Raw genomic sequence first — 20,071 nt, 5'->3', positions numbered from 1 at the left:
CGCGGCCATTTTTTGAAATACAGAAATTTTATAGGAAACAGTAGATTATGAAGAGAGCACCTAAAGCTCCGGATTATCTCGACGAGATAGCCGCTACAGAGTGGAAAGCCAAAGCAAAATTCATGGCAGAACGAGGAGATTTGAACCCGGCTGACTGGAACAGTCTTGAATTATATTGCGTCAACTATTCCATTTACCGTAAAGCGATAGCGGACATTGCTGAGCGTGGTTTTTCGGTTGAAGGCAGCCGTGGCGCGGAGTCCCGCAATCCATCGTTGGCAGCAAAGGCCGATGCCGAACGCATCATGATAAAAATGGCCTCCCTGCTGGGCTTTGACCCCGTATCTCGTCGCCGTAATCCGGTAGAAATTGAGGAAGAAGATGACATTGAGAAATTATTGAATGCCAGAAAATGCATGGCATAAATACGCCGAGGGGGTCAGAAATGGCAATATTCCCGCCTGTACGCGCCTGAAACAGACGGTTGACCGCTATGTTAACGACCTGAATAACCCCCTTTACCGCTTCGATACAGAGGCTGTAGGGCGCTTTATCGCGTTTGCTGCTCTTTGCCCCCATGTCAAGGGGCCGCTTCGGGGTCAACCGATTCATCTTGCGCCGTGGCAGCAATTTGCCCTCGCCAATATCCTTGGCTTCAAGGATGCAGAGACGGGAAGGCGTAAGTATCGTAGCGCCTACATTCAAGTACCGCGCAAGAATGCTAAATCGACACTGGCAGCAATACTGGCTAACTACTTCCTCGTCATGGAGCCGGGGCAGCACGATATCTACACGGCGGCGGTGAGCCGAGACCAAGCCCGGATTGTGTTTGACGATGCTCGTCAGATGAGTCTGATTTCCCCGGCACTGAGAAAGCGGCTTACTATCCAGCAGCATAAACTGATTTACCCGAAATCAAATAGTCTGCTTAAGCCGCTGGCTGCCAAGGCCGCCACCATCGAGGGAACGAACCCAAGCCTCGCTATCGTGGATGAATACCACCTCCACCCGGATAACGCCGTTTATTCAGCCCTTGAGTTGGGTATGGGTGCACGCCCCGAGGGGCTGCTGTTCGCTATCACCACCGCCGGAAGCAATGTGGTTTCCGCCTGTAAGCAGCACTACGACTACTGTTGCCAGATATTGGCGGGCGAAGAAACGAATGAATCCCTGTTTGCGCTGATTTATGAACTCGACGACGAAAACGAAGTAGGCGATCCGGATCAATGGATAAAGGCCAATCCCAATCTGGGCGTGTCCGTCGATAAGGCGGCGCTGGTTGACACCATACAGAAAGCGCGTGGCATCCCCTCGCAGTGGGTGGAGATGCTGACCAAGCGTTTTAATCTCTGGTGCCAAGGGGCGACGCCGTGGATGGGGACGGGCGCATGGGACGCCTGTAAAGCCGATCACAGCGGCGAAGACCTCAAAGGGCGGGATTGCTATGCCGGACTGGATTTGTCCTCCACAGGCGATATTACCAGCGTGTGCTACGCCTTCCCCGGTGAAAATGAAATCTTGCTACTGACTCGCCATTACCTGCCAGAGGCGCAGCTTGAGAACATCGCCAACAAGAACCGCAGTTTATACCGCTTGTGGAAATCACAAGGCTGGATACGCACCACGCCGGGGGACTGCATCGACTATGACCGCATACGCGATGACATCCTCAAGGACAGCGAGCTATTCACTATCCGGCTGATTGGCTTTGATACATGGAACGCTACCCACCTGAGAACCCAGCTACAGGGCGCGGGGCTGGACGTGGAGCCATTCCCACAAACCTACATGCGATTCAGTCCAGTAGCCAAGTCAGCAGAGGTATTCGTTAACCGCCAGATTATCCGGCACAACGGGGATCCGGTGCTGGCATGGGCAATGGGAAATGTGGTGATGGAGAGCGATGCTAACGCCAATATCAAGCCGAACAAGAAGAAGTCTGCCAACAAGATAGATCCGGCGATCGCGTTCCTGATGGCGTTCGGTACGCTACAGGCAGAGCATGAAGAGTTTGCCTACTCGTTGAGTGATGAGCAGAAGCACCGGCTTGAAGCGTTTAGTGGGGTGTGAGGAACAGGATTCATGGAAATCATGATCCCTAGGCAAGGTGGTCGACCTAAGCTATTTCCGTAGCTTAGAGGATAACTACGAAACTTTCGTAGTTCAGGATGGTGGCAGAATTCAGCGGGGTGTGAGGGGCTTAAACTACGGGAAAATCCCGGTGTTTATACCGGTGCGACGATTATCGCATCGCCGACACACACTTGAAATGCGCGTGGGGTTGTGCAGATAACCTATTGAATATTAATGCTGATTACGGATTTGTGCAGCGGCATAGCATGTCAGTTAATTTTCCCCCGTTTCGGGGAAAACTGGTCAATAAGCAACCAACCCTCTTTTAGTCAGTCACCTGCATCTAACCGTATGACTTAAAGTCACGTGGTTCTTTGTGCTGATAAGCTCACCCACATTTAGTGGGTAAGTCCCCGTCCATGTTGCCGGGATAGCCAGCCAAGAAGAAAGCTTTTTCTCTGGCTGGCCTCTTCTCGTCGGTGTCCATCTGGTCGCCGATGTGCCAGAAAATCCCCTATCCCTGATTTTAACCCTCCTCAAGGCTGATTTAGGCATTCAGATTCGTTCACTTATCTTCATGTTTGTTCAGGGCGTTTTGGATAAAACTATGTATAACATATTTAGAATTTTTGAATTTTAAATTAAATAAATTACTATTTTTAATCTATTTTTTTATATTTATGATAACCTGCCTGGCATCTTTGATACCGAAGGCCAATGGCACCATATCCAGTCGCTGAGCGAACAAACCGGGCGTGATTTTTCCGCAATCAACAAGGAGCGGGCGGCGGCTAACCCGGTTCAACGCTATGGTCAGCCCGAAGAGTTTGGTGCCACCTGTGCGTTTCTCTGCTCGCAGCAGGCTGGGTTTATCACCGGACAAAACCTGTTGATTGATGGCGGCAGCTATCCCGGCACTTTTTAAGGAAATGTAATGAACGCATCCCACCTCTTTAAGCGCGGAGCAGAATGATGGTTGAAAGAGTGAAGTCGGCAGGTGTGGAGCCTCGCAGATTTCCGGCATCATGGTGCCCAATACGGGATGCATAAAGCTCCCTCAGACTGGAGACTCCACAGCATGAAATATACACCGGTTGGCGTTGATATCGCAAAGCATCTGATTCAGGTTCACTTCGTCAATGAGCACACAGGTGAAGTGGTGGACAAGCAGCTGCGCAGCAAGGATTTTCTGACGTTCTTCAGTAACCGGGAGCCTTGCCTGATTGGCATGGAGGCCTGTGGAGGCTCTCAGCACTGGGCCCGGGAACTGGAAAAGCTGGGGCATAAAGTCCGGCTGATGCAGGGACGGTTCGTCAAGGCGTTCGTCATGGGCAACAAGAATGATGTCATGGATGCCCGCGCTATCTGGATGGCGGTACAGCAGCCAGGCAAGGCGATAGCCGTAAAAACGGAAGAACAGCAATCGGTACTGGTTCTGCACCGTTCACGCAGACAACTGGTGAAGTTCAGAACTGCACAGATTAACGCGCTGCACGGAACATTACTGGAGTTTGGCGAAACCATCCATAAAGGTCGGGCAGCGATGGACAGGGAGCTACCGGCTGCACTGGAGCGGCTGAAAACGAAGCTGCCGCCGTATCTCATCACCGTGCTGGAAGACCAGTACAACAGACTGAATGAGCTGGACATGCTGATAGATGGCCTTGAAAAACAGCTTAACAGCGTGGCCCGGCAGAACGAAACCTGTAAACGGCTGATGGAAATTCCCGGCGTGGGGCCGTTAATCGCCACAGCGGCAGTTGCCACCATGGGGGAAGCCTCAGCGTTTAAATCCGGCAGACAGTTCGCTGCTTATGTCGGTCTGGTGCCGAAGCAGACGGGTTCCGGGGGGAAAGTTCGGCTGCTGGGGATAAGCAAACGTGGTGACACCTATCTGCGAACGCTGTTTATCCATGGGGCAAGAGCCGCTTCGTTAGTTGCTAAAGAGCCTGGGCCATGGATAACGGAACTTAAAAAACGGCGTCCGACCGGTGTGTGTAGTGGTCAACTAATATTGGCCACCGCATTAGACTGTATGTAGAACAGTCGCTCAGATTCGTTTGGAGTTAAGCCGCCGTTATACCAGTGAGGCCGGATAGCGCTGTAATACCCCGTGATGTAGCGGATAATCGCGTCCTGGGCTTCGCTGAAGCTGTTGTAACCCTTTGTCGGCACCCATTCTGTCTTCAGGCTGCGGAAGAACCGCTCCATTGGCGCATTATCCCAGCAGTTACCCCGCCGACTCATACTCTGCTTTATCCGGCAGCGCCACAGGGCTTGCCGGTATTGACGGCTGGTATAGTGGCTGCCCTGGTCGCTGTGGAACATGACTCCTGTTGGTTGTCCCCGGAGTTCCCAGGCCATCTGCAACGCTTTAACTGTCAGCGCCGAGTCCGGCGACGTCGACATGGCCCAGCCCACCGGTTTGCGGGCGAACAGGTCTAGCACCACCGCAAGGTAAGCCCAGCATTTGCCCGTCCAGATGTAGGTCACATCGCCGCACCAGACCTGATCCGGCGCGGTAACCGCGAACTGGCGGTTGAGATAGTTCGGTATTTCAACGTGTTCATTGCCGCCGCGTTTGTATTTGTGAGCCGGTCGCTGGCAGCTGGCGATACCCAGCTCCTTCATCAGCTTGCCAGCCAGCCAGCGCCCCATTTTGACACCAGAGCTGCCGGTGACGATGGTCGCGATACTTCGAGCGCCGGCAGAGCCGCCGCTGGCGTTCCAGGCTTCCATGACGCGACTACACTTAACCACGCGCTCACCGTCGGGTTCATTAGCGGAAGCCTGCCAGTGCCTGTAGCTGCTGCGATGTACCTCAAAAGTTTGGCACAACGCCGTGACCGGGTATCGCGCCCTCAGCCTGTCGACTACCGTGAACCGTTGAGTGAGTCCGACATTAAGAGCGCCGTAGCCTTTTTTAGGATTTCGTTCTCCATTTCAAGGCATTGGACTTTTTTCTTCATCTCACGCAGCTCGAGCTGTTCAGGGGTAAGAGGAAGTCCCGTTGGCGTTTTTCCCTGTCGTTCAAGGCGAAGCTTATTGACCCAGCGACTAATGGCAGAATGGCTGACATTAACCGCCTCTGCGGCCTTAACGTATGTGTAGCCGTGGTCGACAACCAGCTTTGCGGCTTCGAGCTTAAATTCCGCCGTAAAATGTTTACCCATGAGGTCACCTGTCGTGTTGATGAGGTGAGCATATCACCTCCGATCAGGTGGCCAGTATCAGTGTGCCACTACAGATCGTGTAATCGAAGCAGCAACTGTGCCAGATAAGGTGGCAAGTCATTATCAGCCAGAACAGCTGAAAGCCTTTTGATTACCGCAATACCTTTCGGCATGCTGAGACCAAACTCCAGTAAAAAAGCATGCATTTGGTTAGTCGTTTTAACGTTGTCTCTGACCAACGACTCCCTGACCCGATGCAAGGCTCGCATAGCCTGCTGAGCCTCAGTTCTTGGCTGCACAAACCGCATGGAAGGGCGTGATCCGGCTTCGCATATTGCTTCGGCATCAACGAAATCGTTCTTGTTGCTCTTGACAAAAGGGCGGACAAACTGCGGAGAGATCAACTTTACTTCATGCCCCAGCTCACTGATCCGACGAGCCATAAAATGGGCACCGGCGCAGGCTTCCATTACAACGGTAGTAGGTGTACACGTAGCCAGAAACTCGATGAGTTTGGTGCGGGTAAACTTTTTCCGCAGTAATGCCTTGCCTGATTTATCCTGACAATGAATGTGAAAAGAATGTTTGCCGAGATCGATACCAATAAGCGTGACGTTTTGCATGATGGCCTTCTCCATAAAGAAACACCCTGTCAGCGTACCGCTCACAGGGTGGGGGTGACCATCTCATTAGGCCAAACACGCGTTTCATCATCAGGACTGTGGTGATGGCCATATCTGAGTAGTGGAGCGGTCGTCCACGCCGTTCAGTAGTCGTTTTTTCCGTCCATGCAGCAATGGCTGATTCATCTAGCCATACGGTTAGAGAACCGCGCTGCTTGAGGGCCTTGTTATAGGAGGGCCAGTTAGTGATTTTAAAATTTTGTTTTGCCATGGAGACCTGATGTTGAAACAACTATGGTGATCTGATCCGATGATTAACCAAACTTTCTATTTATTCAACAAAGCCTTGCACGTTACCAAAATTATCCACGCCCTCCATTTGCCAGGCATTAAGCCCAAACTGGCTCAGGTTACGCGTATCGGCACCGGCCTGCATCCAACGTTGAATGGCCTGAAAGATGTCCTGATTACGGGCATACAGCGCGGGGGAGGCATTCTTAATCTCTGTCACCTGGTTAACGAAATCGCCTGCATTAACCGACTTTCCGGTGGCGTTAGGTTCATTAACGAGCGCAAGCGGCTGCTCAAGTCGCCCATCTTTATACTGCTGCCCACGGTCGGTCGGCCTGGACTGACATCCGGCCAGAATGGCGATCAGCACATATTTACCCCAACATCCTCTCATTTTCTCTTTCGCTCTCATTACAGCCTGCCAAATCAGTGCCCGCACAATAACAAAGGCACATCTATAAGAAAACGCGCCAATCTTCATAAGTGGATGAAGGTGAATAAAAATCAATCAAAGTGCAGATAAAACCGTCAGACGTGCAGGTAACTTCCACTTTTTTTCAAATAGGGGTTGCATACCCGTCAATGGAGAGTATAGTGCGCATCCACGGACGCGGGGTGGAGCAGCCTGGTAGCTCGTCGGGCTCATAACCCGAAGGTCGTCGGTTCAAATCCGGCCCCCGCAACCAATTGATGCCAAGACATCAAATAAAATCAGATGAAGTGTAAGACGGACGCGGGGTGGAGCAGCCTGGTAGCTCGTCGGGCTCATAACCCGAAGGTCGTCGGTTCAATGCCCCCGCAACCAACTTCTTGATTCAAGAAGCTTACCAACAATAAACACCCTGACGGGTGTTTTTTTGTTTTTAGCCAATCAATACTGTAAACGACTCACTTACGATTGCCCACGCTGGCAAAGTACGCCTTAATCCCCGCCAGAATAGATTCCGCAATTTGCTGCTGAAAGTGGCTGGTGCGCAATTTACGCTCTTCTTCCAGATTGCTGATAAACGCCGTTTCTACCAGAATCGAGGGAATATCGGGCGCTTTTAACACCGCAAACCCGGCCTGATCGACTTTGTTCTTGTGCAGCTTATTCACTTTGCCAAGCCGCTTAAGGATTTCGCCGCCAAATTTCAGACTATCGCTGATGGTCGCGGTCTGTACCAAATCAAATAACGTATGGTCGAGGTAACGATCGCCACTCATGCCCACGCCACCAATCAGATCGGATTCGTTTTGCGTTTCCGCCAAAAAACGCGCTGCAGTGCTGGTTGCACCTTTCTTTGACAGCGCAAACACCGAAGAACCGCGCGCCGCACGGTTGGTGAAAGCATCCGCGTGAATCGAAACAAACAGATCGGCACGCTGCTTACGAGCTTTCGCCACCCGCACGCGCAAAGGGATAAACACATCCTCATTGCGCGTCATATACGCCTTCATATTGGGTTCACGCTCAATCAGGCTGAGTAACCGCCGCGCAATCTGTAGCACAATATCTTTCTCGCGCGTGCGGTTTTTACCGATGGCTCCAGGATCTTCACCGCCATGCCCGGGATCGAGCATGATAACCAACGGACGATCGCGCCCTGCTTTACCCGGCAACGGCGCTTCTGGTGGTAATTTACTCTCCAGATCGCCCTTGTTGTAATCTTCCAGCAGCGCCAGAAGCGGATCGTCGGCATTGTCATAGCGCCCTACCGCTGGGTAGAGATCCAACACCAGGCGGTGTTTAAACTCTGCAATAGGATCGAGGGTAAAGACTTTCGGATTGGTGGCTTGCTTCAGCTCTAAAACCAGACGCACCGTTTTGGGGTCAAACTGTCCAATGCGGGCTTCTTTGATCAGCGGGTCGTCAGACTGAAACTGCTGCGAAACCGTTTTCAACACACTGTTGAGTTGGATATCTTCGATATCCACAACCAGCCTGTTGGGGTCGGTTAACATAAAGTGTTTGTATTTTAGCGTGCGGTTAGACTCTAACGTGACGCGGGTATAGGCTGAAGAAGGCCAGACGCGAACGGCGATCACCTGGGCGGCAGCAGCCCATCCGGCGCCGCTGACGCTCAATAACCAGGTTGCCGCCGCGCCTTGCAAGAGGCGGCGGCGAGTCTGATTGTGATTCGAATAAGACATTCCACTCCAATTCGTTATGCTGTCGTTATTGTGGTGCTGTAGTCATTGTGATGCTGTCGCATGCAGGCACTGGCGCGAGTGCTCAAACGGTGATATCAGGTAGAAAAAACACAGACCAACAGGTAATTTGCCGCGATATTACGCGAAAAAGATAAAGTCAGTATTAACAATGTGAAAAATTTAACGAATCTTCCCACCTCTGTCATGTAAAAATCATCGTATCGGCGTATAAACGGCCGGAGAGCAAGTCAGTCATTCAGAACGGAAATCAACACAGCACTGAGAAAGAGGGTAATAGCGCTGAACACGACCGAATTGTGAGACTTACTCCTTGCCTTTTCGTTCAATTAGAATAAAAATACACAAATTACGAATAAAAATTCACTCAGAGAGGCTCGCAGTGAAGGAACGTAGTACAGAACTGGTCCAAGGCTTCCGCCATTCGGTTCCTTATATCAACGCGCATCGCGGCAAAACCTTTGTCATCATGCTGGGCGGTGAAGCTATTGAACATGAAAACTTCGCCAACATCGTCAACGATATTGGCCTGCTGCATAGCCTCGGTATCAAGCTGGTGGTGGTCTATGGTGCCCGCCCGCAGATTGATGCCAGCCTGACCACACACCATTTCGAGCCGCGTTATCATAAGCATACCCGTGTCACCGACAGCAACACACTGGATCTGGTGAAACAGGCCGCAGGCATGCTGCAACTGGATATCACCGCGCGTCTTTCCATGAGTTTGAATAACACGCCGCTACAGGGCGCGCACATCAACGTGGTGAGCGGTAACTTTATTATTGCCCAGCCGTTAGGGGTCGATGATGGCGTGGACTACTGCCACAGCGGTCGCATCCGGCGTATTGATGAAGCGGCGATACATCGCCAGTTAGACAGCGGCGCCATTGTGGTGCTTGGCCCGGTAGCTGTATCTGTCACAGGCGAGAGTTTCAATCTGACGTCTGAGGAAGTAGCGACCCAGTTGGCGATCAAACTGAAAGCCGAGAAAATGATTGGCTTCTGTTCGTCCCAAGGGGTTACCACGCAGGATGGCACTATCATTTCTGAACTGTTTCCCGACGACGCCCAGCGCTGCATTGAAGAGCGTGAAGCCGATGGAGATTATAACTCGGGAACCGTGCGCTTCCTGCGTGGTGCCGTGCGCGCATGCCGGAGCGGCGTGCGCCGTAGTCACCTGATCAGCTATCAGGAAGACGGGGTACTGGTGCAAGAACTGTTTTCTCGTGACGGAATCGGTACGCAGATCGTCATGGAGAGTGCGGAGCAAGTGCGCCGAGCCACCATCAACGATATTGGCGGCATTCTCGAGCTGATCCGTCCGCTGGAGCAACAGGGGATTCTGGTGCGCCGCTCACGTGAGCAGTTGGAAATGGAGATCGATAAGTTTACCGTGGTGGTCCGCGATAACCTGACCATCGCCTGCGCCGCGTTGTACCCGTTCCCTGAAGAGAGCATCGGAGAAATGGCCTGCGTCGCGGTACATCCTGACTATCGCAGTTCCTCGCGCGGAGACATGTTACTACAACGCGTTGCGGCACAGGCACGTCAGCAGGAGCTGAAGAAACTGTTCGTTCTCACCACGCACAGCATCCATTTGTTCCAGGAGCGCGGCTTTCAGCCCGCCGAGGTGGAGATGCTACCTAAACGCAAGCAGGAACTGTATAACTACCAGCGCCGTTCCAAGATCCTGGTGATCGACCTGTAATCCTCTCGTATCACGCCGGTATGCAACGGTATACCGGCGTTGCCATTATCTCCCCCCCAGAGCAATCGTGCAGAGACTTATCGCGCCTCAGCGCGTAGAATGCTCGCGTAATGCACGTCACTACCCGGCCACCACAATGGGCATACAGGACAGCAACACCGGTACAGGAATACCATGAGCAAAGCACTCTTTATGCTGCTCGGCATGGGGCTGATGTTTCAGGCCGCTTGCGCCAGGCCGCTGTACATTGACGAAATTACTGTCAAAACAGGCCACTATTACGTTGGTCCGGTTTTTGGTCAGCACGCCTACGCCGAGCACGCCAACATCTCGCTTGCCGCTTATAACATCATGACTACCGCAGTCACCTATCTCTTCTATCACGATCTGCTGGCATGGGCGACAGAGCAAGGCTACATGATTGATGGTGGATGCAACGGCGCACACGTCGAAGATTGTCTCGCCCCCGAACAAGACGGTGGCAAACATCCTGTCACCAATGTCTCCTGGTGGGATGTCATTATTTTTGCCAATGCCTTGAGTATTCGCCAGGGATTAACGCCCTACTATTTAGCCAGCGATGGGCAACCGCTTAAACAGCAGCCTGAGCCAGACGCAGAACAGACCATTCGCACCGATCCTCATGCCTCAGGCTACCGTTTGCCATCACGCAATGAATGGGAGGTGGCGGCCAGAGGCGGCGCTCCCGGTTTGGCGAACGGAACCTATGGCTTCTATTATGCTGGCAGTAATACGCCAGAGACCGTTGCCCATTTTGCCTCTCAGGAGGCTACCACGTTCGGTACTCGCCCCGTCGCATCAAAACGTCCTAATGCTCTCGGGCTGTATGACATGAGCGGTAATGTGTCTCAGTGGCTTAACGATACCGTTGCGATTGAAGGCGGTAAAACGTTCTACCTGTTCTGTGGCGGGAGCTATATGACACAGGGAAATCTGCGCAGCGGGTGTGATGCACATACGCCGGGTTTTATGATGTCAGATATCGGTTTTCGCCTGGTAAGGACACTGCATGAACCTTAAATACGCGCTGCTCCTTTTATTGTCCTGGGTTGCACTGTTCCCAAGCAACCTCTGGGCCCAGCCGACAAACAGTGACTATCAGCGGGCATTACGTGACTATTTTTCCGCAGAGCCTGCGCATTGCCTCGGCGTAAAGCAATGGCCAGTATATAGCCACGCCCAGGATGCGCCCTGGATCACCGGGCGCATGCAGGCACTCGTAGATGCGGGATTGGCACGGGAGACTCGCCAGGGAGAGAACATTGTCTATCAGTTAACGCAGGAGGCCGAACCAATGTGGCGCACCGCAGGCGATCTCTGCTTTGCCGCATGGAACTTGACAGCAGCATCACGGTTGAGCCCGTCGCACAGGGGATAAATGCGGTCTATTTCACCTACCGATTAACCCAGCTAGCACCTTGGGCCAACAATGCTTCGCTGCGCTTTGCCTTTAGCGAAGCGGACAACCTGATCGCTGGCAGTACCAAAACGCGTTATTCCGCCACGTTTCGCATAACCAAGCAGGGCAAGCTGATGCTTCATAGCCCGCCAATTCCGGTAGAGCTGGATTTTAGCCACCGGCGAGGATACGTGTTTCCAGACCGCTGAAGCGACGCGTTGGCGTTCTCACCGCGCGACACAAGATGCTTATCTCCGCGTAGAGTGACAGTTGCGTACGCGCGCGCGTAACTGCGGTGTACACCAACTCGCGCGTCAACACCGGCAGAAAGGCGTTCGGCAATACCAGTGCGGTATGATCGAACTCCGATCCTTGAGATTTATGCACCGTCATGGCGTAGGCGGTTTCATGCGGTGGCAAGCGACTCGGGCTGACCGGTTTCATCTGCCCATCGGGCAGTTGGAAGTAAACGCGCAGTTCGCCCGCCTCATTTGGCATGGCGATCCCGATGTCGCCGTTAAACACGCCAAGCAACGCATCATTACGTGCAATCATTACCGGTCGGCCGGAGTACCAAGGATTCGTCGAATTACGGCTTCGATGAATCAACCCGGCTTGTTGCAGCGCCTGCTCAATACGCCCATTCAAACCGGCGACGCCAAACGGGCCGTCACGCAACGCGCACAATAAACGAAAACGGTTAAATGCCGCCAGCACCTGTGAAGCATCCAGCCCCTGTGCTACAGCCTGCAAATAGTCGCTATACCCCGCCACACACTGCGCCAACATCTTCTGGTAATCCTCTTCCAGCGCCAACGGCAGGCAGTGCAGATCGCCATGTTCATCCTGCAACACCTGTCGAACCTGACGTTTCTCACCACTGTTTACTGCTCGCGCCACGATGCCAATGCCAGAGTGCTGATCGAATCGGTAGCTCTTTTGCAGCAGGCACAAACTGTCTGCCACCGCAGGACTCACGTCGGATGACGCTACCAACCGGTAGCCCGTCAGTTGTTCGAGTTCCTCAACCCGCTGAGCGCTATAGCCCCGAGCGGCAAAGCGACAAATATCGCCCAATACCGCCCCGGCCTCAACGGAGGCCAGTTGATCGCGATCGCCCAGGAAAATCACCTGTGCCGTAGCTGGCAGTGCCAATACCAGATTTGCCATCATCGGCAGATCCACCATCGAGGCTTCATCCACCACCAGCACATCGAGATGGAGCGGATTGCCCTGGTGATAACGCAAGCGTTGACTGTCAGGCACTGCGCCCAACAGGCGGTGCAGCGTGGTCGCTTCCCGCGGCAAATGATGCTGCTGCGCCTCTTCCAGCGGCAGTTTGCTTAACGCACTGCGCAGCGATTCCGTCAAACGCGCGGCTGCTTTTCCCGTCGGGGCTGCCAGTTGAATGCGCAACGGTTTGTCCCCTTCATGCAGCAACAGCATGGCGGCTAGCAGTTTGGCTACCGTCGTGGTTTTTCCCGTGCCCGGCCCGCCGGAAATCACCGAGACACGACGCGTCAGCGCTACGGCGGCAGCCACTTTTTGCCAATCTACCTCGGCATCAAGCGGTGAAAACAAGCGGTCTAACACGCGACGTACGGCAAGGGAATCGGTGTGAATATCGACGACATGATTTCCGGCAAAAAAGGCCGCTACCTGCACTTCACTCAGCCAATTGCGTTGCAAATAAAGCCGTTGGTACTGCAATACCAGCGGCGTTGTCTCACGGCCATCGCCCACGGCGGGTGAAGCCAGCAGGCCTTGCTGCCACGCCGCGCTGTCCGGTAGTCCTGCGAGATCCCACAACGCGTGCGCCAGTGCAGGATCGCGACCATCAAACAGGAAATCAGGGTGCAATTCCATCAACGGTAAACAGACGTTGCCCGCACCCGCCGCCGCACTCACCAACGCCGTAGCCAGTTGCACCGGTGCGGGCTGTCCATCGGCCAGCATACGCGCGAACTGTACATCCAGCGGGCGCAGCAGTTGGCGCTCCATCGCCGTTGCCAGCACCCCCATCATAGACGTTCTCCTGACAGTGCCACTTCACCGCTGAACAAACGATCGAGGTGCTCTACAAAGGCTCGCGGCAGACGCTGGGTGAAAATACCATTCGAGGGGAAAACCGAATCGACACCGCGCAAAAACAGGTAGATAGCGCCACCAATGTAGCGGTCGTAATCATAATCCGGCACCCGATGGCGCAGATAGCGATGCAGAGCCAGCGTATAAAGCTGATACTGCAAATCATAGCGATGCGCCATCATTGCCGCTTGCATGGCTGGCTGCGTGTAAGCACTGGCACTTTCTCCCAGCCAGTTCGACTTATAATCCAGCAGGTAATAGCGTCCCTGCCAGCAAAAAACCAGATCGATAAAGCCTTTTAACATCCCCTGCACCTGCTGAAAGGAGAGTGGCGGGCAATTCGCTGACAGCGGATCGTAACGTTTTGCCAGAGCATCCAGCGCGGTTGCCTGTAGCGGGACATCTATTGGCAGATAAAAAGCCAGCTCGGCAATTCGCTGCTGTGTGGGTACGCTTGCCAACGTCAATGGGGCGTCAGAAGCGGTCATATCCGCATTCAGCGGTGCATGCAGTAGAGCCGAAAACCACACCTGCAATGTAGGTGCCCACTCACTTGCCATGCCATGCGCTATCAAATGCTCTTCCAGCCATTCAACGCTGACGGGTTGGGTAAAATCCAATGTCTCAAACAGACTATGCAAAAAGGTTCCCAGCCCTGCACCTTTGGGGTAGGTATGCGGGGTGAGCGCTTGCGCACTCTCTTCAGGGACAAGGTTGCGCGGGTCCAACGCAGCATCAACGTCCAGGCGGGGAAACAGCTCTTGCCCCATTGTCCCACTCAGTTGTAGAGGGTGTTGTTGAGCGCCATGCTGTTGTAAACCCGAATAGCTGGTCACTCGCCAATTATTAGTAAGCAGGCGCTTACATTCACTGGCGCGCAGTATTGCTGGCTTGTCCACCTTATCTTGCCAGGGAATGCCATCCCATTCACGCACAGCGTTTATCGCCACGCCATCGCCCTCCAAGGCATGCAGTGCAGCAACCAGGGTATCCGCATCCGCCTCCTTGCCGCGTTGCAGCAAATAGCCGAGCGCATTGAGGTGCATGTCAGTCGTTTCACTTTTGCGTCGGGTGCGCTGTAGCGGTGCCACCCCAACGCTACAGTGGTAAATCGACCGCGTCAGCGCCACGTACAACAGCCGTAAATCTTCCGCCAGTCGCTCTTCCTCAGCCAACTGCTGGCTTTCTTCCCCACTATTGACGTCGAGCAGAGCCTGAAAGGTACGCCTGTCATGATAAATGCCATCAGGCTGAGGGCGAAAGTGACAAATAAACGGCAACCAAACCAGCGGATATTCCAGCCCTTTGGATTTATGGATGGTGACAATTTGCACCAGATGGCGATCGCTCTCTAACCGCAGTTGCTGGTTGTCAGCCTGTGGATTGGGCTGCAAAATCTGCTGCGACAACCATCGCACCAGCGCATGCTCGCTTTGGAGCGTGGCTCCGGCGTGTTGCAGCAGCTCGCCCAGGTGCAAGAAATCGGTTAACCGGCGTTCACCCTCACGGCTAGCCAGTAGATTTTCCGCCAAACGATAATGCGACATGAGCGAGCGCAGCATCGGGAGCACGCCCCGTCGTAACCAAAGATCACGAAACGCGGCAAAGGTATCAACCTGCGCATCCCACTCAGCCTCACTCTGGTTTAGCGCATCAATCTGCTGCGCGCTGAATCCCAGTAATGCGGTCGCCAACGCGCTGCGCAACGTGCGTTCCTGTTCTGGAGCCAGCACGGCTTGTAACAACCACAGCACCTCACGTGCCTCTGGGGTGGTAAATACGCTGTCACGGTTGGAGAGATAGACGGAAGGAATGGCAAGACGGCGCAGCGCATCACGCACCAATGCGGCTTCATGACGGCTGCGTACCAAAACACAAATATCCGATGCCTGCACAGGAGAACGCTCGCGACCATTATCCAGCCAGGCAGTACGGCGTTGACCTGCTTGCAACCAGTCGCGAATTTGCATGGCGCACTGCTGTGCCATCAGGTGCTGATACTCTCCCGTCCCCAATACCACAGAACCCGACAGAGAAAATTGCAGTGCGGGCTGCGACACACCGTCCAGCTCAAAATGCAGCCCCTGTTTATTCGGTGCGGGCTTAACTGGCAGAAAAGGGATCGCCGAAAAAATAAATGGATTATCGACGCATTGAAACAGGCGGTTCACACCGCTGACCATCTCATGGGAAGAACGCCAGTTGGTTTCCAACGTGTAGTGTGCCTTAACATCGGCACGCGCCCGCATATAAGTGAAAATATCCGCACCGCGAAACGCGTAGATAGCTTGCTTCGGATCGCCGATCAGCAACATGCCGCTGTCGGGCTGTTCACCATAGATGGCGCGGAAAATACGATACTGCTGCGGGTCGGTATCCTGGAACTCATCGATCATCGCCACCGGATGGCGCTGACGTATCGCGGCTGCCAGTTGCTCACCCAGCGGCTGGCGCAGCGCCTCATCCAGACGGCTCAGCAGGTCGTCAAATCCCAAGGCTGCGCGGCGCAATTTTTCTCTACGCACCGTTGCGCGAATATCATGCAACGCCCGATCGATAACAATATCGCGTAGCGACAACGGCGTGGAAAGCAGCGTTTCAATGGCCGAAAACACCGGAAGCACAGGGGGTGCACCCTTTTTGGTTTTCTCGTTCAACGTAGATTGTGCGAACCGCTCCAGCGCTTTTGGCAAGGCATAGTCGGTGGTTTGCGCTTCGGCCCAAAAGCTAACGCTTTCTACCCAGCCCGGTAGATAACGGTTACTGTAGCTGCGCTTGTCTACATCCGATTCGAGAATGCACTTCTCCACCTGCGCTGCCACCTGCCGCCACTGCTGCTTGATAGCATCAATGCGCGCCAGAATCTGCTGATGACGCTGTAACAACGTCTCATCTGGTGCGGGTGGGTTATGCAGTTGTGGTGCTTCGCCCTGTAAATAGGGGGCAAGTTCGCGCTGTAACGCATCCGGCCCACTCCAGAGTTGACAAATAACGCTGACTACATCGAACGGCAAGGGATAACAGTAACGCCGCCAGAAATCGGCACAGGCCTGCCGTGTAAGAAGCTGTTCATCTTCGATCAGCTCTTGATCAAACAGCGAACCGGACTCAAAGGCATGGCTTCCGAGTATACGTTGACAAAAGCCATGGATAGTGTAGATGGCGGCTTCATCCATTTGTCGCTCAGCATCGAGCAACAGTTGTGCTGCCGACGGCTTATCAGGCAGTAGCGCCAGCAACGCCGAAAAAAGCGCATCGTCACTTTTGCCACACAGGCAAGCCAGACGCAATGCATGAATGTTGGCGCGAATACGATCGCGCAGTTCCTCTGTGGCCGCCTCCGTAAAGGTCACCACCAGGATCTCTTCCACCAACAGTGGTTTAGGATACGCCGCCTCGCCGCCCAGCCCCAGTAACAGGCGCAGATAGAGCCCCGCCAGCGTATAGGTTTTACCCGTACCGGCAGACGCTTCTATCAACCGCTCCCCAAACAGAGGGAGCGTGAGCACATCAAGCGTATGCGGCGTATCCTGACTCATGGAGCAACCTTCTCAACCACGTTTTTTTTCTCAACCGCCGAGACTTTTTCGGCAGACAACACACCGCTACGCGGTTTATCAATCACCCGTTGTTTGACTGGCAATGTCTGCTGCAGCGTTGAAGCATTGGGATAAAGCGTCCAACCTTTCGGCGCAGCGTAATCAGCCTTACCGTGGTGGCTGCCCGAGATTTGCGACAACACCGCCAGCCCCTGTGGTGCCAGAGCCTGTTCGAAGAAGCGTGCAAGTTGCTCAACCGTCAGCGGTTTAAGCGCCTCAATCAGTTTTTCACGAGTGTTGAAGGCAAAGTTTTCACGATCGACATCGTTACGCAACCGACCGACCTCTTCGTTCATCGTTTGTGGACGCTGACTCAGTTCGGTAATCAACGCCTGCTTGTACTGCTCAAACTCATCGGCTTTGATGGCACGCAGGCGCGGCTTGGCTTTCTGGAAGAAATCCAGATAACGCAGATACAGGTAAGCAGGCTGCTGGCTGTTGCTTTGCAGCAAGAATCCTATACCGAACTGGCGGCCAACAATGGTCGGGAAGGAGAACACCGCATAGCCAAGCTGCTCTTCCGTTCTCAGTTGGTTATAGAACCAGGGCTGAATGATCTGATTGAGCAGCGAACTGTACGCCATGCCCTGCACTTCACCGTAACCGGTGGGGATATACACCGCAGCTAACGCAGAATCGGTGCTGCTCCTCGCACGTTGCAGGTTGGCAAGCTGGGTACGCGCGACTTCCACACTCGGGGAACGCCACCAGATTTGCCCTGAACAGGTCAGACGCGCTTTGATATCCTGCGCCAGTTTCGTCACCTGACCTTCGGTGAGGTTACCGACTGCCAGCATTTCCGGTGCGGCATCACGCAACAACGCATCACGGAAGGCCATGACATCGTCCAGCGAAATATCTTTAAGCAGAGCGCGCCGCTCTTCTCGCTCGGTATAAGGCAGCGAAGAGATCGCCTGAATAGGCTCCAGCGCCTGCTCATACGCTTTGGCATTTTCAGCGGCGTCCAACTGCTGGATATACCAGGATTTGGCCTGCTCCAACTGTGCAGGCGTCGCCGTATAGCTTGCATACCCCTCAACCAGCGCCAGCATCAGCTTGGGCAAATGTTGCGTATAGCCATTGGCGTTGATCGTTATCCCATCGTTCCCACGGGTAGAGAAACTGATCCCCCCGACTGAAGCTTGATAGCTCAGCTCATCCAGCGCTAAACCTGCCAGATAGTCATTAAGCTGGAACATCACCTGATGGCGCGCCGTATCCTGCGCCAACGGGTTACGCAACAACACCGTGACGTTTGCTTTCGGTTCATCGGCAAAATAGCGACTCGGCATATAGAGCACACGCAGCCCCGGCTGCTGTAACACCATTTTCGGGTAGTTCTGCACTTCGCCGCGCTTGATCAGCGAGAAATCCGTGGGGATATACGGATTTGGCGTCGGCAGCGAGAGTGCCATTTTTTCGCCCAACGTTTGCCAGCGGGTAAATCGCTCCGGGGCTATTTTGTCCACCTGATACGGCGCATTAACAAAATAAGCCTCCTTGTTGTGAGGCGCATCAGGGCTTATCAGCCAGATACGCGCACGCTCCGGCGTCATGCTGGCCAAACGTTGCTTAATCGCATCGGGATTAAAGCGATCGGCCAGATAGGCGGCATCCAGCGTATGTTCAACTGGCACGCGCATCATGGTATCCACCAGCCATTCGATATAGCCCATGTCGCGCTTAACGGACTGATAGCGGAAATCGAGCGCCATCACGCGGGAAATTTCATCAAAATAGCGCTGCTGGATGCCTTCCTGCTGCAACAATTGCAGATAATGGAAAATGGCAGCCACCACCACGTCATACTGCTCAAGGCCTTTATCGGTCAGAGTGGCAGAGATGGCAAACAGCCCGCCGTTACGATCGAGAATAGGGTCCGCGCCCGTGCCCAAAGACTCTATCAACCCTTGCTTTTGCAGCCAGTCCGATAGGGTATTTTGGCTGCGATTGCCAATCAAATAGCTGATATAGGTATTGGTTTGGCTGCGGAATGCCTGACTGGTAGGATCGGTCTGTTCCATGACATCGCCGCGAAACTCGATACGCAATTGCTTGCGCGACTGCGCCGGCACGTAATGAATCATGATACCGCGCTGATCGTCCGTCACTGACGGCGCAGTGATAACAGGCACCTTAGCCTGACGGTTGGCGATGCGCCCGAAGGTCTCTACCGCCATTTTCGCCAATTCCGGCAAGGGTTGATTGCTGTAAATCACGCCTTTCATCAAGTTCGCCGAGTAGTAACGCTGATAGAACGCCAACAGTTCGTCATGTAACTTGCTGCCAGGCTTGTCCTTAAGCGTTTCCAGATTCCCACCAGAAAAACGTGATGCCGGATGCGCCGAGTTTAAGGTTTCTGCACCCACCTGTACCATGCGGTGCCCATCGCGCGAGCGCGCCATTGTTAATTCAGCATTGACAGCATTGCGTTCGCGATCGGCATTTATCGGATCGAGCAACGGCTCAGCAATGGCATCCGCCAGGCGATCGAGCGCGGGCTGTAATGCTGCATTTTCGACCTCCAGGTAATAGGCAGTACGGTACGGCGCAGTACTCGCATTGTGGCTACCACCGTGTTTTTTAAGGAATTCAGCTAACGCATCCGCCTGCGGATAGCGTTTTGACCCCATCAGAACCATGTGTTCCAGATAGTGGGCCAATCCCAATTGGCTGTTGGGATCGTCGAGTGAACCGATAGGCAGCGCCAGCGATGCTAACGAACGAGTTGCCTGAGGATCGGACACCAGCAATACCGTCATGCCGTTATCCAACGTGATCGCCTGATAATTACGCGGATCGTTTTCTCCCTTGCGAATAACCTGTTCCAAAGGACGCCACCCTGCGGTTTGCGCCCACGCTGCGGACACACCACTCAGCAGCAACATCATCATGCCGATACAACAGGCAAACTGTTTACGCCATTCTATCTTCATTACCGTCCT

At 53.8% G+C, this 20,071-nt stretch carries 11 protein-coding genes, 2 tRNA genes and 4 pseudogenes; 9 read left to right on the top strand and 8 right to left on the bottom strand.

The annotated features are described in order from the left end of the window. Window positions 1-47 precede the first annotated feature (47 nt). The 4 genes and pseudogenes from ACWWJF_RS17095 to ACWWJF_RS17080 all read left to right on the top strand — a co-directional run. Window positions 48-425: a phage terminase small subunit P27 family gene (locus tag ACWWJF_RS17095; RefSeq protein WP_455869996.1), complete on the top strand. Its 378-nt coding sequence runs from the start codon at window positions 48-50 to the stop codon at window positions 423-425. Next, the gene (locus tag ACWWJF_RS17090) at window positions 403-2,070 is read left to right on the top strand and encodes a terminase large subunit (protein WP_455869997.1); all 1,668 of its coding nucleotides are present in this window, start codon (window positions 403-405) and stop codon (window positions 2,068-2,070) included. Before ACWWJF_RS17095 ends, ACWWJF_RS17090 begins: the two co-directional genes overlap by 23 nt. Window positions 2,071-2,722: 652 nt before the next feature. Continuing rightward, on the top strand, window positions 2,723-2,998 hold the full coding sequence (locus ACWWJF_RS17085) for an SDR family oxidoreductase (protein ID WP_455871142.1): 276 nt from the start codon (window positions 2,723-2,725) through the stop codon (window positions 2,996-2,998). A 153-nt stretch (window positions 2,999-3,151) separates the two neighbouring features. Beyond that, window positions 3,152-4,069: pseudogene (locus tag ACWWJF_RS17080) on the top strand (IS110 family RNA-guided transposase); the annotation flags it as partial. A gap of 8 nt (window positions 4,070-4,077) precedes the next feature. Here the strand turns inward: ACWWJF_RS17080 and ACWWJF_RS17075 are convergent. The 4 genes and pseudogenes from ACWWJF_RS17075 to mltA all read right to left on the bottom strand — a co-directional run. Then, a protein-coding gene (locus ACWWJF_RS17075; protein ID WP_455868400.1) for an IS3 family transposase occupies window positions 4,078-5,246 on the bottom strand; the annotation gives its coding sequence in 2 pieces (ribosomal slippage) (window positions 4,078-4,991 and window positions 4,991-5,246; 1,170 coding nt in all). Between the two features lie 77 nt (window positions 5,247-5,323). After that, a pseudogene (locus ACWWJF_RS17070) lies at window positions 5,324-5,869 on the bottom strand (IS110 family RNA-guided transposase); the annotation flags it as partial. Between the two features lie 67 nt (window positions 5,870-5,936). Further along, window positions 5,937-6,140: pseudogene (locus tag ACWWJF_RS17065) on the bottom strand (transposase); the annotation flags it as partial. A gap of 75 nt (window positions 6,141-6,215) precedes the next feature. Further along, a pseudogene (mltA, locus tag ACWWJF_RS17060) lies at window positions 6,216-6,554 on the bottom strand (murein transglycosylase A); the annotation flags it as partial. A gap of 215 nt (window positions 6,555-6,769) precedes the next feature. On the opposite strand from mltA, the gene ACWWJF_RS17055 reads away from it, so the two are divergent. After that, window positions 6,770-6,846 (top strand) — tRNA-Met (locus ACWWJF_RS17055). 46 nt (window positions 6,847-6,892) lie between these two features. Beyond that, a tRNA-Met gene (locus ACWWJF_RS17050) sits at window positions 6,893-6,965 on the top strand. 83 nt (window positions 6,966-7,048) lie between these two features. On the opposite strand, the gene amiC is transcribed toward ACWWJF_RS17050, so the two are convergent. Further along, window positions 7,049-8,293 (bottom strand): N-acetylmuramoyl-L-alanine amidase AmiC, encoded by a 1,245-nt coding sequence (amiC, locus tag ACWWJF_RS17045; RefSeq protein ID WP_455870115.1) that lies wholly within the window; start codon window positions 8,291-8,293, stop codon window positions 7,049-7,051. A gap of 400 nt (window positions 8,294-8,693) precedes the next feature. Between amiC and argA the strand changes: the two genes are divergently transcribed. The 3 genes from argA (at window position 8,694) to ACWWJF_RS17030 (ending at window position 11,648) form a co-directional block, all read left to right on the top strand. After that, window positions 8,694-10,019, top strand: coding sequence for an amino-acid N-acetyltransferase (gene argA / locus ACWWJF_RS17040; protein ID WP_455870114.1), 1,326 nt, complete (start codon window positions 8,694-8,696; stop codon window positions 10,017-10,019). A 174-nt stretch (window positions 10,020-10,193) separates the two neighbouring features. Continuing rightward, window positions 10,194-11,060, top strand: coding sequence for an SUMF1/EgtB/PvdO family nonheme iron enzyme (locus ACWWJF_RS17035; RefSeq protein WP_455870113.1), 867 nt, complete (start codon window positions 10,194-10,196; stop codon window positions 11,058-11,060). 309 nt (window positions 11,061-11,369) lie between these two features. After that, window positions 11,370-11,648, top strand: coding sequence for a hypothetical protein (locus ACWWJF_RS17030; protein WP_455870112.1), 279 nt, complete (start codon window positions 11,370-11,372; stop codon window positions 11,646-11,648). Here the strand turns inward: ACWWJF_RS17030 and recD are convergent. From recD to ptrA, 3 genes are read right to left on the bottom strand one after another with little or no spacing between them, the layout of a single operon-like run. After that, window positions 11,611-13,464, bottom strand: coding sequence for an exodeoxyribonuclease V subunit alpha (gene recD, locus ACWWJF_RS17025; protein WP_455870111.1), 1,854 nt, complete (start codon window positions 13,462-13,464; stop codon window positions 11,611-11,613). The genes ACWWJF_RS17030 and recD overlap by 38 nt on opposite strands. Next, window positions 13,461-17,066 carry an exodeoxyribonuclease V subunit beta gene (gene recB / locus ACWWJF_RS17020; RefSeq protein WP_455870110.1) on the bottom strand — a complete coding sequence of 1,202 codons (3,606 nt, stop codon included), beginning with the start codon at window positions 17,064-17,066 and terminating at the stop codon, window positions 13,461-13,463. The genes recD and recB overlap by 4 nt, the downstream gene beginning before the upstream one ends. After that, window positions 17,063-20,062 (bottom strand): pitrilysin, encoded by a 3,000-nt coding sequence (gene ptrA / locus ACWWJF_RS17015; RefSeq protein WP_455870109.1) that lies wholly within the window; start codon window positions 20,060-20,062, stop codon window positions 17,063-17,065. Before ptrA ends, recB begins: the two co-directional genes overlap by 4 nt. Window positions 20,063-20,071: the final 9 nt, after the last annotated feature.

Source organism: Symbiopectobacterium sp. Eva_TO (assembly GCF_053848865.1).
This window is presented reverse-complemented; position numbering and strand designations above follow the sequence as displayed.